The sequence below is a fragment of the Bariatricus sp. HCP28S3_D3 genome (assembly GCF_052065755.1).
Lineage (GTDB): Bacteria > Bacillota > Clostridia > Lachnospirales > Lachnospiraceae > Allocoprococcus.
On sequence record NZ_JBQHTK010000023.1, the window covers coordinates 18484 to 34992 of the forward strand.

Consider the following 16509-nt stretch of genomic DNA (forward strand, 5'->3'; position numbering starts at 1 on the left):
ATTACATCTTAAACCTGTATCCTACTCCCCAGATGGTCTCTATATACTGAGGATTGGAAGTATCGTATTCAATCTTCTCTCTGATTTTCTTGATATGAACTGTCACCGTTGCAATATCTCCAATGGATTCCATATCCCAGATCTCACTAAACAGTTCATCCTTTGTATAAACATGATTCGGATGACTTGCCAGAAATGTCAGCAAGTCAAATTCTTTTGTAGTAAACGGTTTTTCTTCGCCATTGATCCATACTCTTCGCGCTGTCGTATCAATCTTGAGACCTCGAATCTCAATCACTTTGTTTTCTTCAACCGCACTGCCGATCAGCCTTTCATACCGTGCAAGATGCGCTTTCACCCTCGCAACAAGTTCACTCGGGCTGAATGGCTTCGTCATGTAATCATCTGCTCCGAGACCAAGCCCTCGTATCTTGTCAATATCATCCTTTTTAGCGGAAACCATAATGATAGGTGTATTCTTTTCATCCCTGACTTTTCTGCAAATTTCGAATCCGTCTACTCCCGGCAGCATCAGATCCAGAATCAGCAAATTATAATCTTCATTCAATGCTTTGTCGAGACCGGTCACTCCGTCATTCGCAACTTCCACTTCGAACCCGCTCAATTCCAGATAATCCTTCTCAAGATCTGCAATTGCTTCTTCATCCTCAATAATCAGTATTCTGCTCATACGTTTGGTACCTCCTGGTATTTTCTGATCACAAAGTACATGACTGTGCCCGTTCCTTCACGGCTGGTTGCCCAGATCTTTCCTCCATGATCTTCAATAATCTTCTTAACGATCGAAAGACCGATTCCACTTCCACCCTTGGATGAATTCCGGGATGCATCCGTCCGGTAAAAGCGGTCAAATATATTCGGCAGATCTTTTGCTGCAATGCCCTTCCCGTTATCCTCCAGCTCCACCTGAATAAAGTCTCCAACATCCTTCACCCGGAGATTGATCAGTCCATGTTCACGCTCCATATACTTAAGCGAGTTACTGATAATATTATTGATAACCCTCTTAAGCTGCTCCGGATCAGCAATGATCTTCTGATCATCCTCCACATAGTTAAAATACCCGAACTCCACATTCTTGGAATCCAGTTCCATCGCAAGATCTTCCGCGCAGTCATCAAAATAAGCATTTACCGACAGCGGCGCAAAATTATACGGAATTCGATTCGTATCAATCTTCGCGTAGAGCGTCAGCTCATTGATAAGAAGATTCATCTCATTGGCTTTATTATATATGGTTCCGAGATATTTGTCCATCTTCTCCGGTGTATCCGCTACTCCATCTCTGATCCCTTCTACATACCCCTTGATCGCTGTAATCGGCGTCTTCAGATCATGTGAAATATTACTGATCAGTTCCTTACTCTCTTTGTCATACCGCAGCTTCTCTTCCGCATTATCCTTAAGGCGTATCCTCATCTCCTCGAATGCCTGCATAAGCTGCCCCAGCTCATCATCTTTCTCCGGTTTCAGTTCAAAATCAAGATTTCCCTCTTTGATATTCTTCGCAGCTTCCTGCAGTTTATTGATCGGACTGATGATTCCTCCATAAACCCAGAAAATCAGAATCACTGCTGTAAGTACAAGAATCATTATAACTGAGAACAAGGTATGCAGGATAAAACTCCTGACCTCCGGCATCTGCCCCAGAAACTCAAGCGAATTCGAAAAACTCTTATACTCTGTTCCACTGCTCCCATAATTCTTCACGATCACACCGATCTGATACTGTGCGATTCCCCATGTAAGAAGTGCTGTCAGTATAGTCGGAAGTGTAATAATCGTTACAAATGAAATCACAAGTCTCGTGCGTAACTTCATATTCAAATCTGTCCTTTCTGCACATTACTGAATATAGAATAGCACAAAAACGGGCGCTTCACATCAAAGCGCCCATAAATTTTTCTAAAAATTCTATAAATACTTCTTCAATTCTTCTGCCTTGTCCAGTTTTTCCCACGGAAGATCCAGGTCATTGCGTCCGAAATGTCCATATGCAGCTGTCTGCTTGTAGATCGGACGTCTGAGATCCAACATTTTGATAATGCCTGCCGGGCGAAGATCAAAGTTCTCACGGATGATCTCCACAAGTTTATTATCAGAAATCTTTCCTGTTCCAAAGGTATCGACCATAACCGAAGTTGGCTGAGCAACACCGATTGCATAGGAGAGCTGAATCTCACATTTTTTTGCAAGTCCTGCTGCCACAATATTCTTTGCAACATATCTTGCCGCATATGCTGCTGAACGGTCTACCTTCGTGCAGTCTTTCCCGGAAAATGCTCCGCCGCCATGGCGTGCCATTCCGCCGTAAGTGTCCACAATAATCTTACGTCCGGTCAGTCCGCTGTCCCCATGAGGACCTCCGATTACAAAACGTCCAGTCGGATTGATGAAAAACTTGGTATTCTCATCAACCATTTCTGCCGGAAGGATTTCGTCGAAAATGTATTTCTTCACATCTTCATGAATCTGTTCCTGACTCACCTCCGGGTCATGCTGTGTAGATAATACCACTGCGTCAAGACGTGCCGGTACTCCGTTCTCGTCATATTCCACGGTAACCTGTGTCTTACCATCCGGTCGAAGATACGGAAGCGTTCCATTCTTTCTTACTTTCGTCAGACGGAGTGCAAGCTTATGTGCCAAAGCGATAGGATATGGCATATATTCCTCTGTTTCATCGGACGCATACCCGAACATCATTCCCTGATCTCCTGCACCGATTGCTTCCAGTTCTTCATCTGACATTTTATTCTCTTTTGCTTCTAAGGCCTTGTCAACCCCAAGAGCAATATCCGCAGATTGCTCATCAATTGCAGTAATGACTCCGCAGGTATCTGCATCGAATCCATATTTTCCTCTGGTATATCCGATTTCTCTTACTGTATCGCGCACGATTTTCTGAATATCCACGTATGCATTTGTTGTGATCTCCCCCATGACCATAACAAGTCCTGTCGTCGTGCAGGTCTCGCATGCCACACGGCTCATCGGATCCTGCTCCATAAGTGCGTCCAGAATTGCATCTGAGATCTGGTCGCACATCTTATCCGGATGTCCTTCGGTTACTGATTCTGAAGTAAATAATACTCTTTCCATCTTCTTTTCCTTTCTTTTTCTGCCACTCTCTCTTATATGATTGTACACAAAATCGTATTCCTTTTTAAGGATTTGACATACCGGATCATCTATTCGAATCCAATGTGTCAAAAAAAATCAGTCCCAAAAGGACTGACCCGATATTTCATCATCAATCCTCTTATTGTTCGATTACTCGCTCAGGTTGGCACCTTCCATTGTTAAAATGGGGTTGCCGTGGCTTCACAGATCCTTTGTACCTCCACCACTCTGAATAAGAGAAAGCTTCTTTATTCTGTTCCGCTACACATCATATCACTTGTTGTTATATACGTCAATAGGGAACACAACATTTTTGCTGCTGTGCTCCCTACATTTTTTAATATCTGTATGCTTTTTTCAATATTCTCAGTACAATTAACATACTTTCAGTTTGAATTTCTGAATTTCCCGCTCTGTACTTACCTTCTCAATCTGTGCTCCGAGACTTCTAAGTTTTTCTTCAAACCGTTCATACCCTCTCTGGATATAAACAATATCATCCACAATCGTAATTCCATCTGCCGCAAGTCCGGCTATTACCAGTGCGGCTCCGGCTCTGAGGTCAGGTGCGCTGACTCTGGCTCCTGAAAATCCATTCACGCCTTCAATCGTCGCGGAATTGCCTTCAATCTTGACATTCGCGCCCATTCTTGCCAGCTCATCCAGATATTTAAAACGGTTTTCAAAAATACTTTCTGTAATCGTACTTGTCCCTTTGCAAAGAGCAAGTGTAACACCGATCTGCGGCTGCATATCTGTCGGGAATCCCGGATAAGGAAGTGTCTTAACCTGCGTATTGCGCAGAGCTCCTTTCGAAACCACGCGAACCGCGTCATCAAACTCTTCTACTTCACAGCCGATCTCAACCAACTTTGCGATCGTAGCTTCCAGATGTTTTGGAATGACATTTAACACAGTTACATCCCCGCGGGTCGCTGCTGCCGCGAACATAAATGTTCCCGCCTCAATCTGATCCGGAATGATGGAATACGTTGTAGAATGAAGCTTAGACACGCCACGGATCTTAATAACATCCGTTCCTGCCCCGCGAATATTCGCACCCATGCTGTTCAGGAAATTGGCAACATCAACAACATGCGGCTCCTTTGCCACATTTTCCATAATTGTAAGGCCATCTGCCATGGATGCAGCCATCATTACATTGATCGTAGCTCCGACACTGACCACGTCAAAATAGATGTGTTTTCCTCTCAGATGATCAGCCTCGGCAATGATCTTTCCGTGTTCAATGTCCACATATGCTCCGAGTGCTCTGAATCCTTTTAAATGCTGGTCGATCGGACGACTTCCGATATTACATCCACCCGGAAGAGCAACCTCCGCTCTTTTATATTTTCCAAGCAGAGCTCCGAGCAAATAATAAGAAGCTCTGATCTTCTTAATATAGTCGTACTCGATGTCAAAATCGGTAATATGGCTTCCATTGATCTTAACTGTATGCCGGTCGATTCTCTGAACTCTGGCTCCAATCCCTTCAATGGCTTCCAATAATACATTGATATCATTTACATCCGGAAGATTATCGATCATTACAGTCTCATCCGTCATTATTGCCGCAGCTAAAATAGCGAGTGCTGCATTCTTTGCTCCACCAATTTCAACCTCGCCAACCAATGGATTGCCACCCTTAATTATATACTGTTCCATATTACACCTCTACAGACGTTTTCTTCCCTCTTAAATGTTGTTATCTATGTCACTTATCTATTATTATCTCAAAAACAAAAACCCTCATACTATTATAAATTTGCCACAACTGTGAAGAAATGTATGGGGATACTTTTGTACTTTTCATCTCTTTCTTGAATAGTATAGCACACTAATATAATTTTGTAAAATTTTTTCTATTGATATATGAACCGGATGTAACCACTTCGTAACATTTTTGAAACTTTTTCTACTATTTTTCCATGCTCTCCAGCTCATCAAGTACCTTTTCTATGGTTTCTTCCAGCTCTAATCCTTCTTCAGAAACGGTAATGTCAGCATACTTTTCAAAAAGGCTGATCCTTTCATCATATAGATCTTTGAGCGTCTGGCCGTTCCTGAGCGTTACACCGCGTTTTTTTGCATTCTTCAAGCGGGAATTAATAGTGTCAAACGACACCTGCAGGTAAACAATAATTCCATTTTCTTTAAAGTGGCGCATAGCTTCTTCACAATAGACAACACTCCCTCCGGGAGAAATGACTGCATGTTCCACCTCGATATCTCTGTTTACCTGATTTTCAATCTTCAGGAAATTATCAATTCCTTCCTGTTCAATAATCTCCCTCAACAGCCTTTGTTCCTGTTTCTGTATCAGCAAATCAGTGTCTATGAATTCATAACCAAGCCGCTTCGCCACAACGACTCCTACTGTACTTTTGCCTACTGCGGGCATTCCGATAAAAACAATATTTTTCATATGTACCTCCGCATTTTTTCTAATCACATAGCCTCCTGATTTTGCCGCTCAGCTATTATAGCACATACCTCTGTATTTTATCAATCTTTTTCTATAATAGTTTGGAATGGCATCTTATTTACCAGTAGCGCCTTCTTTGCTGCTCTCTATGCCTGTTTCTTCTTCGCATCAGCTCATGAAATGTCAATAATTCTATGATATCCCTGATCCGGTCTGGTTTTCTGCGACTCCGGACCGGTCTTCTCACCTGCTCTTGTATCTGATTATCCTCCAGAGAGAATTCCTTGATTTTCTCTTGTTCCATTACTTTTTCATAAACTCTGCTACAGATTAAACGGAGTTGAAGTTTATCCGGATATTCATCAAAAATCATACTTCCTTCATAATCCAACCGATCGCATTCTTCCTCAACATAAGGGATAATCTGCTTTGCAAGTTCCGGATACATGCTTCTCAGGTATTCATAATCACGATCTGCTTCCTTTTCATCATCAAACAGAAACGGCATCGGATATGTCATATAATAAGGCATCTTTATGTCCATCTCAGGCACTTCCATTTCATCAGAATATACTTTATTATATGTGAATCGTGTCAGATGGTGCTTTGCTTTCTATTTGAGATTCAATTTGGCAAATGCATCTGCAAATGCGTTGTTGACCGGTTCTTCCTTCTGCTTTTTCAGATATTTCTGCACATCTTTTTTGCTGACACCGGCGCCTTCTTTTTTACGCCTTTCCTGGAATGCTGTCAGTTTTTCTTTGTGCCCGCAAACACATACAAAAATCTGACTTTCACCTTTTCCGCGGAGCTGCATTTTCTTATGACATACAGGACAGCGAGCATTTGTCGTCTTTGCAACCGTCTCGCGATATCCGCATTCTCTGTCCTGACAAACCAGCATCTCACTGTTTTTGCCTTTTACTGCCAGCATACGTTTTCCGCATCTGGGGCATTTTGTATTTGTCAAGTTATCATGACGGAAAGTTCCCTCACCACATTTGATCTCATCCAGAATTTCTTGCGTATATCCTTCAATCTCTTTCATAAATGTCTGTTTCTTCATCTGTCCTTTTGCAATACGTGACAGTTTCATTTCCCAATCAGCTGTAAGTTCCGGCTTTTTCAGTTCTTCCGGAACCAATTCCAAAAGCTGTTTTGCCTTGGATGTGAGATAAATATCTTTCCCTCGTTTTTCCAGAAGAAAACTTCCGAATAATTTCTCAATGATATCTGCTCTTGTGGCAACCGTTCCGAGTCCGCCTGTCTCTCCCAGAGTCTGCGCCATTTTCTTGTCGTGGGATTCCATAAAAGCGATCGGATTCTCCATAGCGGAAAGCAGAGTTGCCTCGTTGAATGGAGCCGGCGGCTTTGTCTTTCCTTCTGTCATAGAAATATACAGTTCCGGCAAACGATCTCCTTCTTTTATCTCCGGCAAAGTCTGATCTTTTAAGCTTCGATCCTCTTCATTTTCCGTTTCGTCCTCCGTCGTCTGAAGATCTCCATACACTTCCTTCCATCCTTGACTCTTTATTATTTTGCCGGACGCAACAAAATGCTCTCCTGCAATTTCTACAGTTACCTGAGTCTGTTCATATTGAAACGGAGGAAAGAACACTGCCATAAACCTTCTTACTACCAGATCATATATTTTCCATTCCTCATTTGTCATATAACTTAACTGTGCCGATTGCTCAGTCGGAATAATGGCATGATGATCCGATACCTTTGCGTCATTTACAAACGCAGGTTTTCCCGGCAGAGTCTGTTTGGATGCCATGAGAGCCATTTTCCGATAAGGGCCTGTCTGACATGCTGCCAGCCTGTCTTTCAGAGTCGGTATAATATCGCTGCTCAGATAGCGTGAATCTGTTCTCGGATAAGTAAGCACCTTATGATTTTCGTATAATCGCTGCATAATATTCAGTGTTTCCTTGGCAGAAAAACCATATTTTTTATTTGCATCTCGCTGAAGCTCTGTAAGGTCATACAATAGCGGAGCCGGTGTTTTCTTCGGTGTCTTTTTAATCGCAGTCACTACAGCTTCTTCCCCTCTAAGCTGCGACACCAGTTTCTCCATTCGCTCTTTATCAAATGACCGGTAACTTTTTGATTTTTGATCCTGCCATGTTAATGTCAGTCCGCCCGTTTTTGCCGTCATTCCATAGAATGGAACCGGCTTAAATTCCTTAATCTGTGCTTCTCTTTTTGCAATCATAGCCAGTGTCGGTGTCTGAACACGACCACAGGAAAGCTGTGCATTATATTTACAGGTTAACGCACGCGTAGCATTAATTCCGACCAGCCAGTCAGCTTCTGCCCGGCACATTGCCGCATCATACAGCGAATCATAGTCATGCCCATTTTTCAGATGCGCAAATCCGTCAGAAATCGCTTTGTCTGTAACAGAGGATATCCACAGACGTTTAATCGGTTTCTTACTCCCCGCTTTTTCAAGGATCAGACGGGCCACCAGTTCTCCCTCTCTCCCTGCATCTGTAGCGATAATAATTTCCTCTACATCTTTTCGGTGAATCTGGTTCTTGACTGCTGAAAATTGTTTTCCGGTCTGTCCGATTACTTCTAATTTAAAGGGATTGGGCATCATAGGAAGATGTTCCATCTTCCATTCTTTATATTTCACATTATAATCTTCCGGATCTGCCAGCGTTACCAGGTGTCCCAACCCCCAGGTTATAATATACCTATTTCCTTCAATTGCTCCATTCAGCTTTTTACTGCACTTTAATACCCGTGCAATATCACGGGCTACAGACGGTTTCTCGGCAATAACCAACGATTTCATCCTATTCCTCCGTTCCATCTATCTAACTTTTCAATTTATTTTTATCATCTTATAATAACATGATTGTATAACGATATCCAATAAAGTAAAATAAATATTATATAAACTCTTTATCTCATTTTACTGAAAGGAATTTACATATGAAAGAACAATTATACACTATTCCCTTAATGGATGCATTTCGTGCAAATGATGAATGCCCGTTTTGTTTCATTGAAAGAGACCTCGAACAGCATGCCCTCGATTTTGTTCTTGGATCAGGCGCATCCTATATGCGCGATGATATTCGCGCTGCAACCGATCAAGCCGGTTTTTGTCGTGAACACTATCAAAAAATGTTTTCTTATGGGAACAGGCTTGGCAGTGCTTTAATTCTGGAAACTCATTTGAAAAAGCTCACCGGTGAACTAAAAAAGGAAATGAAGAACTATTCCTCTTCCGCCAAACCAAATCTGGCTGATCGTTTCCGCAAAAACACTTCCGCAGTCAGCGGAAGCAATAACGTCAGCATATGGATCCAAAAGCAGAATCATTCTTGTTATATCTGTGACTATATGCATCAGACTCATGACCGCTATCTGGCAACTTTTTTTGAACTTTTTAAAAAGGGGGAACCTGAATTCATGGAGCTTGTAAAGAGCAGCAAAGGGTTTTGTCTTACACATTTTGCGAAACTGCTGGACGCTTCCTCGCTTTACTTAAATGATAAAAAGCAGGAAGAACTGCGTTCGATTCTCTTCCCTCAGATGGAAAAGAATCTGGAACGTATACAGGAGGATATCGACTGGTTCCAAAAGAAATTTGATTATCGTTTTCAAGATGCTGACTGGAAAAATTCCAGAGATTCCGTACAACGTGCCATGCAAAAAATCGGGAGCGGTTATCCTGCAGATCCTCCGTATCAGGCTAAATAATCGTAAAACAAAAGGGAGCCAAAAGCTCCCTTTTATTCTTATTAATCCACCGTATTGATTCGTGCAATTGCACGTTTCAGTGCCGCTTCTGCACGAAGCATATCTGTTCCTTCCTGTTTTGCAGTAAGCCGATCTTCCGCGCGTTTCTTTGCCGCTTTTGCACGGGCTACATCAATATCATCCGGCCACTGGGCATCTTCAGCAAGTACGGTAATCTTATCTTTCAGGATTTCTACAAATCCTCCAAGAATTGCTGCTTTCTTCACTTCCCCTTCATTGTGAATTTTCATCACACACGGTTCCAGAATGGTCGTAAGCGGTATATGCTGAGCATAGATACCGAGCTCTCCTTCTGTGCTTGTGAATTCCAGGAATTCAGCTTCGCCTTCTGTGAACACTCTGTCCGGAGAAATGATACTCAGTTTAAACTTTTCTGCCATAGGACGTCCCTCCTATTTCACACGGGCAAGCACGTCATCAATATTACCTGCATTCAGGAAATATCCTTCCGGAATATCATCATGCTTTCCTTCCAGAATTTCCTTGAAGCCCTGAATCGTCTCGCTGATCGGAACATAACGTCCCTCCAGGCCGGTGAACTGCGTAGCTACATGGAACGGCTGGGACAGGAATCTCTGAATCTTACGAGCACGAGATACAACCAGCTTATCTTCTTCTGAAAGCTCATCCATACCAAGAATTGCGATAATATCCTGCAGTTCTTTGTATTTCTGAAGAATCTCCTGTACACCACGGGCAACTTTATAGTGTTCCTCGCCAACAATATGCGGGTCGAGAATACGGGATGTAGACTCCAGCGGGTCTACAGCCGGATAAATACCAAGTTCTACGATAGCACGTGAAAGTACGGTCGTCGCATCCAGATGGGCAAATGTTGTAGCCGGAGCCGGGTCAGTCAAGTCATCGGCCGGTACATATACAGCCTGTACGGATGTGATAGAACCACTCTTTGTTGAAGTAATACGCTCCTGAAGAGCCCCCATCTCTGTCTGCAGTGTCGGCTGGTAACCTACGGCTGAAGGCATACGTCCAAGCAACGCAGATACCTCAGAACCTGCCTGTGTGAAACGGAAAATATTGTCGATGAAAAGAAGTACGTCCTTTCCACCTTTATCACGGAAGTATTCAGCAAGAGTCAGTCCGGTAAGACCTACTCTCATACGCGCTCCAGGCGGTTCGTTCATCTGTCCGAATACCATGGCCGTTTTCTTAATAACTCCGGATTCTGTCATTTCACCATATAAGTCATTTCCCTCACGGGTACGTTCACCTACACCTGTAAATACAGAATAGCCACCATGTTCTGTTGCAATATTTGTAATAAGTTCCTGGATAAGTACCGTTTTTCCTACTCCGGCACCTCCAAACAGACCGATCTTTCCACCCTTCTGATATGGGCAAAGAAGGTCAACGACTTTGATACCGGTCTCCAGCATCTCGGTCTCTGTTGCCTGTTCTTCAAAACTTGGAGCTTTTCTGTGAATCGGCATATACTCTACATCTTCCGGTGCAGGCTTTTCGTCGATTGGCTTACCAAGTACGTTGAAGATACGGCCAAGTGTTGCTTCGCCAACTGGTACGGAAATCGGTCCTCCGGTTGCAACGGCTTCCATACCGCGAACCAGACCGTCCGTTGAATCCATGGCAATACATCTTACTGTGTCGTCACCCAGATGCTGTGCAACTTCTACCACAAGGATTCTTCCGTCTTTTCTCGTAATTTCAACCGCTTCGTTGATTTCCGGTAATTTTCCTTCTGAAAACTTGAGGTCAAGTACGGCACCGACAACCTGGGTGATCTTCCCTATATTCTTATCTGCCATTTTTTCCTCCTTACTTACAAGGCCCTTGCTTGATTACTAACCGATTGCTTCCGCACCGGCAATAATCTCCGTAAGTTCCTGAGTAATAGCACCCTGACGTGCTCTGTTATATTTCAATTCCAAATCATTAATCATTTCTTCTGCATTGCTTGTAGCAGAATCCATTGCCTGCATACGGGCACCATTTTCACTTGCAACCGCTTCTATAAAAGCGCCATACAGAATGCTGCTGATATACTTTGGAACAAGAAGCCGGACAGCTTCCTCTTCCTCCGGTTCGAAATTCATCGGAGTAATCTTGTCCACTGCATTTGCTTCCTCTTCCCCTTCCTCTGCCTCCTGTGCTTCAACCGGAAGCACTTTCATCAGAGTCGGTATATGGCTGACCGTATTTTTAAAGAAAGTATAGGCAAGGTAAATCTCTCCGATCTCGCCCTTGGCAAAATCGTCAAGAAGTCGGGTTGCAACTACTTTCGCATCATCATAAACCGGTTCTTCAATGATCTCCGAATAATCGGCAACCACTTCGTACCCTCTGTGCTTCAGCAGTTCCAGTCCCTTTCCTCCGACCGCATAAATGCGAACGTCCTCTTTCTTAAAATCACTGCCGGTAATCAGTCTTACGATATTTGAATTGTACCCTCCGGCAAGACCTCGGTTAGAAGTAACTACAACGATCGCTTTTTTCTCGCAACCATTTGATTTTACATACGGATGATCGAGATTGCCTGCTTTGGCAAGCAATGAGGTCATTGTCTGGTACATACAATTAAAATATGCTTTCGAATCCTCGGCACGGCTTCTTGCTTTCTGTAATTTAGCGGTAGAAACAAGCTTCATGGCTTTTGTAATCTGCTGCGTACTCTGGATACTGGTCCGACGCCGCTTGATATCTCTCATAGATGCCATGATCTGTCACCTCTTCCTAGAATTCTTTTTTAAATTCGCTGATTGCCTTCTTCAGTGTCTCTTCTACTTCCTCAGTCATAACTTTCTTTGTTCTGATAGATTCTGGAATTTCCGGATATTTTGTGTCAATATATTCAAATAATCCCTTTTCAAAACGAAGAACATCCTCAACCGGGATATCAAGAATCAGCTTCTTAACAGCAGCGTAAATGATAATAATCTGGTATTCAACCGGCATCGGCTGATACTGTGGCTGCTTCAGAATTTCACGAACACGCTCGCCCTGTGCAAGACGTTCTGCCGTATCAGCGTCAAGATCAGAACCGAACTGGGCGAAAGATGCCAGCTCACGATACTGAGCAAGGTCTGTACGGATCGTACCTGCAATCTTCTTCATAGCCTTGATCTGTGCGGAACCACCAACTCGTGATACAGAAAGACCCGCGTTGATAGCCGGACGGAAACCGGCATTGAAAGCTTCTGTTTCCAGATAGATCTGACCATCTGTAATTGAAATTACGTTGGTCGGAATGTAAGCTGATACGTCACCTGCCTGAGTCTCGATGATCGGAAGTGCAGTAAGAGAACCTCCGCCAAGTTCATCAGAAAGACGCGCAGCTCTTTCCAGAAGTCTTGAATGCAGATAGAAAACGTCTCCAGGATAAGCCTCACGTCCTGGCGGACGACGAAGCAGCAAGGAAAGTGTACGGTATGCAGTTGCATGTTTGGACAAGTCATCATAAACGATCAGAACGTCTTCGCCCTTCTCCATCCATTCTTCACCCATTGCACATCCTGAATATGGTGCAATGTACTGCAGAGGTGCCAGTTCACTTGCTGTCGCAGCTACTACGGTGGTGTAATCCATAGCGCCATAGCTCTCCAGTGTCTTTACAATGTTAGCAACGGTAGAAGCCTTCTGTCCGATTGCTACATAGATACATTTTACTCCCTGCCCTTTCTGATTGATAATCGTATCAATCGCAATGGCAGTCTTACCGGTCTGTCTGTCACCGATGATAAGCTCACGCTGTCCACGTCCGATCGGAATCATGGAGTCGATCGCTTTGATACCGGTCTGCAGAGGGGTATCTACTGATTTACGGGTAATAACACCCGGTGCTACTCGTTCGATCTGACGGTAATTCTCCGCCTGAATCGGTCCTTTGCCATCAATTGGCTGTCCAAGTGCATTTACTACACGACCCAGCATGCAGTCGCCTACCGGAACCTCAACAACTCGTCCGGTCGTCTTAACGGTATCCCCTTCATTAATGTTCTTGTGATCTCCCAGAAGAACGGCACCAACGTTGTCTTCCTCCAGGTTCAGCACCATACCATATACTTCAGAAGGGAACTCCAGAAGTTCTCCCTGCATCGCATTTTCAAGGCCGTGGACACGCGCAATACCATCCGCTACCTGAATAACGGTTCCCACGTCAGAAACATTAAGCTCAGACGCGTATCTCTGAATCTGTTCTTTAATCACAGAACTAATCTCTTCTGGTCTTAAGTTCATGGAGCGAATCCACCTTCTTTCTCTAAATTTTCAAGGATAAATCAAACCTGTATCTTTCTCAGGCTCTTTGACAGCTCGTACAGCTTTGTCTTGATACTTGAATCCACAACACGGTCACCGATACGAATAACCATTCCGCCGATCAATGATGCATCAACCGCATAATTCATTTCAAATGATTCATATCTTGTTGTTTCAAGCAGCCGTCTGACTATCTCATCCTTCTGCCCATCTGTCAGCTCTACCGCTGTTGTCACATAGGCAATTCCGATTTTCTTTTCTTCTTTTACCAGTCCGATAAAATAATCGAACACGGATTCAATATTACTGTAACGCCCTTTGGCAATCATCAGTTTCATCAATTCCACGATCTCATCGGAAATCCGACCGCGGAAGACGGTTTCAATGACATTTTCCTTATCCTCACGTATGACTTTCGGATTCTCCATCATCTTCTGGAGTTCTTCGTTTGCCTGAAGAAGCTTCTGAAGTTCCAAAACCTCCTCATACATATCATCCATACGTCCGGCTTCACGGGCAGCTTCAAACAGGGCGTCGCCGTAAACCTTTGATACTAACTTAGCCATGTCTGTTCACCCATTTCTTTTAATGTATCATCAATCAGACTATCCTGAACACTAGTGTCAATGGAAGCTGCAACAACCTTTCCAGCCATCATAGACGCGATCGAGATCATCTCCTGCTTCATATCATCCAGAGCACGTTTCTTCTCCAGTTCAATTTCAACATTCGCGCGTTCAATAATGCGAGCCGCCTCTTCCTTCGCCTCAGCGATGATCTTTGCTTCGTTTTTCATCGCTTTCTTGCGGGCTTCACTCAGGATTTCTTGAGCTTCTTTATCGACTTCTTTTAATTTCTGCTCATATTCTTCTTTATATACGATAGCTTCTTCTTTTTCTTTCTTTGCAGTTTCCTGCTCCGCTGCAACTCTCTTCCGACGATCTTCCAGAACCTTACGAACCGGATCGAATAACAGATAAGAGAGCAATGTGAACAGTACAAACATACTGCAGGCCATTACGGCTGCATCAAAAAGAAGCTGCGCATCCAAGTTAAATAAACGCTCCAAAGCCTGGCCTCCTTTCTCTTATTTTGTCAAGGCATAACCACTCTTTTTACAGTTTTCCAAGCAGTGGGTTAGCGAATAAGAGAATCAATGCGATAACCAGACCATAAAGACCGGTTGTCTCTGCTACGGCCTGTCCTAAAAGCATGGTAGATGTTACGTCAGATTTTGCTCCCGGATTACGTCCTACTGCTGCTGCACCATGTCCGGCAGCGATACCCTGTCCAACTCCAGGTCCGATACCTGCGATCATCGCAAGACCTGCTCCAATTGCTGAACACGCTAAAATTAAACCTTCATTAGAAATATTCATAATAATCTTCCTCCTGTTTTCTTTTTGTCTTAATCTCTTTCTGGATTTGAATTTTTTTCAGCATCTGCTAATCGGGTACCTTGTCTTTAATAAATACCATTGTCAGCATTGCAAACACGTATGCCTGAATACAACCTGAGAACAGGTCAAAGTATACGTGTAAAATTCCCGGCCAGCCCCATGTAATCTTATATAACAGTCCATATAAGAGTCCCATGATAACCGTTCCGGAAAGCACGTTACCAAACAAACGCAGTGAAAGCGAAATCGGCACTGCGATCTCACCGATCAGATTAATCGGGAACAAGAGTGGCAACGGTTGGAACAAACTCGTAAATGCTCCAGCTTTGTTGTACTTGATATTGTTGTACTGAATCAAAGTAAAACTGATAAGACCAAGCGGCAATGTAACGCCATAATCTGCCGTTGGCGGCCTGAGTCCTAAAAGTCCGGAAATATTCGATACGATCAGGAACAGGAACAGCACTCCAATGTAATTCCGGTACTTTGTTCCCAGTTCCTTGCCCATGCTGCCGTATGTCATATTGTCGAGCATTTCAACAATAAACTCCGCAACATTCTGTAACGCTCCCGGCTTGCCTTCCGCATTACTTAGCTTAGAACGGACAACCAGCGCAAATATCAGCATTAACGCAATAACGATCAAGATACTGACATGGGTGGTGGTTAGCCAAAGCTCTTGTCCAAACAGTTCGAACTTGACGAGACCGTGGATTTGGAAATCCGGTTCTTTCGCCGCCAGTATCCCTAAGCTATTCCCCACATTTTTAACCTCCTTTACTTAAGATTTTTTAAGCTTTTGAAAAAGTTTGTGCATAATCGGCTGCGAATATGCTGCAACTTTTAATCCCATTACTCCTGCAATAAGCGTTAATATATTAACAAGGTTAAAGTAAGTGACTCCTATAAACAGAATGATCACTGCAATATACCTTTTCGCATACGCTTTCTGCATGTACTTTGAGGCGCCCTTCTCGTCAAGATACAATGCCTCATCCAAAGACTGCTTCATATGGATTGCCATCCCGATTCCGGTCGCGACTCCGATCCAGAGCCCTACCGCCATCCTCAGATGATCTCCCGGTATAAACAGACAGATAATCTGTGCTATAATTCCGTATATGACCATGGTCATGATCATGTCTTTCAACACTCTCTCATCTGATCTCTCCATACCCGTTCCCTTCTTCCTGCCAATCCTACTCTTTTCTGTCTTCCGGATCTTCATTTGCATGCCTGACTAAATAATATGCATTTCTTCCCCCCGCCAGCACACCAACAATAATTAATGGGATAAAAACCGGAAAAGATATTCTCTCCTCCAGCCATGCTCCGAGAAACGTGCACAACAAAATAGGGACCAGTATACTTATACCCACCTGTGAAATTAAGGCTAAAGTACGGAACACACTTTGTTTATAATTCATACCGATTCCCCACTTTCTGAAATTTCTCTGTATCCTATTATATCTGTTTTCGTGTCCGATGTCTAGCAATTTAATTCTAAAGCTTAATTTTTTTTAT

At 43.4% G+C, this 16509-nt stretch carries 18 protein-coding genes and 1 riboswitch; of the genes, 1 reads left to right on the plus strand and 17 read right to left on the minus strand.

Translation table 11 applies throughout. The features are described from left to right. Nucleotide 1: 1 nt before the first annotated feature. The 7 genes from ACTNB3_RS12905 to ACTNB3_RS12935 all read right to left on the minus strand — a co-directional run bounded on the left by ACTNB3_RS12905 (nt 2) and on the right by ACTNB3_RS12935 (nt 8378). On the minus strand, nt 2-691 hold the full coding sequence (locus ACTNB3_RS12905; RefSeq protein WP_427806126.1) for a response regulator transcription factor: 690 nt from the start codon (nt 689-691) through the stop codon (nt 2-4). Next, nucleotides 688-1842: a sensor histidine kinase gene (locus tag ACTNB3_RS12910; RefSeq protein ID WP_427820450.1), complete on the minus strand. Its 1155-nt coding sequence runs from the start codon at nt 1840-1842 to the stop codon at nt 688-690. The genes ACTNB3_RS12905 and ACTNB3_RS12910 overlap by 4 nt, the downstream gene beginning before the upstream one ends. Before the next feature lie 93 nt (nt 1843-1935). After that, entirely contained in the window at nt 1936-3123 is a 1188-nt protein-coding gene (metK, locus tag ACTNB3_RS12915; RefSeq protein WP_441026195.1) for a methionine adenosyltransferase, read from the minus strand. 157 nt (nt 3124-3280) lie between these two features. Continuing rightward, nucleotides 3281-3383, minus strand: a riboswitch (SAM riboswitch). A gap of 136 nt (nt 3384-3519) precedes the next feature. Continuing rightward, complete coding sequence (locus ACTNB3_RS12920; RefSeq protein ID WP_441017493.1) at nt 3520-4812, minus strand: UDP-N-acetylglucosamine 1-carboxyvinyltransferase; 1293 nt, start codon at nt 4810-4812, stop codon at nt 3520-3522. A 253-nt stretch (nt 4813-5065) separates the two neighbouring features. Further along, nucleotides 5066-5572, minus strand: coding sequence for a shikimate kinase (locus ACTNB3_RS12925; protein WP_427820464.1), 507 nt, complete (start codon nt 5570-5572; stop codon nt 5066-5068). A gap of 118 nt (nt 5573-5690) precedes the next feature. Continuing rightward, nucleotides 5691-6116: a hypothetical protein gene (locus ACTNB3_RS12930; protein ID WP_427806130.1), complete on the minus strand. Its 426-nt coding sequence runs from the start codon at nt 6114-6116 to the stop codon at nt 5691-5693. A gap of 69 nt (nt 6117-6185) precedes the next feature. Beyond that, on the minus strand, nt 6186-8378 hold the full coding sequence (locus ACTNB3_RS12935) for a DNA topoisomerase III (protein ID WP_441026198.1): 2193 nt from the start codon (nt 8376-8378) through the stop codon (nt 6186-6188). A 140-nt stretch (nt 8379-8518) separates the two neighbouring features. Between ACTNB3_RS12935 and ACTNB3_RS12940 the strand changes: the two genes are divergently transcribed. After that, complete coding sequence (locus ACTNB3_RS12940) at nt 8519-9292, plus strand: DUF6062 family protein (RefSeq protein ID WP_441026200.1); 774 nt, start codon at nt 8519-8521, stop codon at nt 9290-9292. 41 nt (nt 9293-9333) lie between these two features. On the opposite strand, the gene atpC is transcribed toward ACTNB3_RS12940, so the two are convergent. The 10 genes from atpC to ACTNB3_RS12990 form a co-directional block, all read right to left on the minus strand. Continuing rightward, a complete protein-coding gene (gene atpC, locus ACTNB3_RS12945) occupies nt 9334-9732 on the minus strand; it encodes an ATP synthase F1 subunit epsilon (protein ID WP_427806133.1) in 399 nt (132 codons plus the stop codon). 12 nt (nt 9733-9744) lie between these two features. Continuing rightward, nucleotides 9745-11136 (minus strand): F0F1 ATP synthase subunit beta, encoded by a 1392-nt coding sequence (gene atpD / locus ACTNB3_RS12950; protein WP_441026202.1) that lies wholly within the window; start codon nt 11134-11136, stop codon nt 9745-9747. Between the two features lie 36 nt (nt 11137-11172). Then, nucleotides 11173-12045, minus strand: a complete 873-nt coding sequence (gene atpG / locus ACTNB3_RS12955) for an ATP synthase F1 subunit gamma (RefSeq protein WP_427806135.1) — start codon at nt 12043-12045, stop codon at nt 11173-11175. A gap of 16 nt (nt 12046-12061) precedes the next feature. Then, nucleotides 12062-13564 carry a F0F1 ATP synthase subunit alpha gene (gene atpA, locus ACTNB3_RS12960; protein ID WP_427806136.1) on the minus strand — a complete coding sequence of 501 codons (1503 nt, stop codon included), beginning with the start codon at nt 13562-13564 and terminating at the stop codon, nt 12062-12064. A 41-nt stretch (nt 13565-13605) separates the two neighbouring features. Further along, on the minus strand, nt 13606-14151 hold the full coding sequence (gene atpH / locus ACTNB3_RS12965; RefSeq protein ID WP_427806137.1) for an ATP synthase F1 subunit delta: 546 nt from the start codon (nt 14149-14151) through the stop codon (nt 13606-13608). Further along, a complete protein-coding gene (gene atpF / locus ACTNB3_RS12970; RefSeq protein ID WP_427806138.1) occupies nt 14139-14654 on the minus strand; it encodes a F0F1 ATP synthase subunit B in 516 nt (171 codons plus the stop codon). Before atpF ends, atpH begins: the two co-directional genes overlap by 13 nt. A 46-nt stretch (nt 14655-14700) precedes the next feature. Next, nucleotides 14701-14964 carry an ATP synthase F0 subunit C gene (atpE, locus tag ACTNB3_RS12975; protein WP_441017481.1) on the minus strand — a complete coding sequence of 88 codons (264 nt, stop codon included), beginning with the start codon at nt 14962-14964 and terminating at the stop codon, nt 14701-14703. 67 nt (nt 14965-15031) lie between these two features. Continuing rightward, nucleotides 15032-15748, minus strand: coding sequence for a F0F1 ATP synthase subunit A (gene atpB, locus ACTNB3_RS12980; protein ID WP_427806140.1), 717 nt, complete (start codon nt 15746-15748; stop codon nt 15032-15034). An 18-nt stretch (nt 15749-15766) separates the two neighbouring features. Continuing rightward, nucleotides 15767-16159, minus strand: coding sequence for an ATP synthase subunit I (locus ACTNB3_RS12985; protein ID WP_441026204.1), 393 nt, complete (start codon nt 16157-16159; stop codon nt 15767-15769). A 25-nt stretch (nt 16160-16184) separates the two neighbouring features. Further along, nucleotides 16185-16412, minus strand: coding sequence for an AtpZ/AtpI family protein (locus ACTNB3_RS12990; RefSeq protein ID WP_427806142.1), 228 nt, complete (start codon nt 16410-16412; stop codon nt 16185-16187). Nucleotides 16413-16509: the final 97 nt, after the last annotated feature.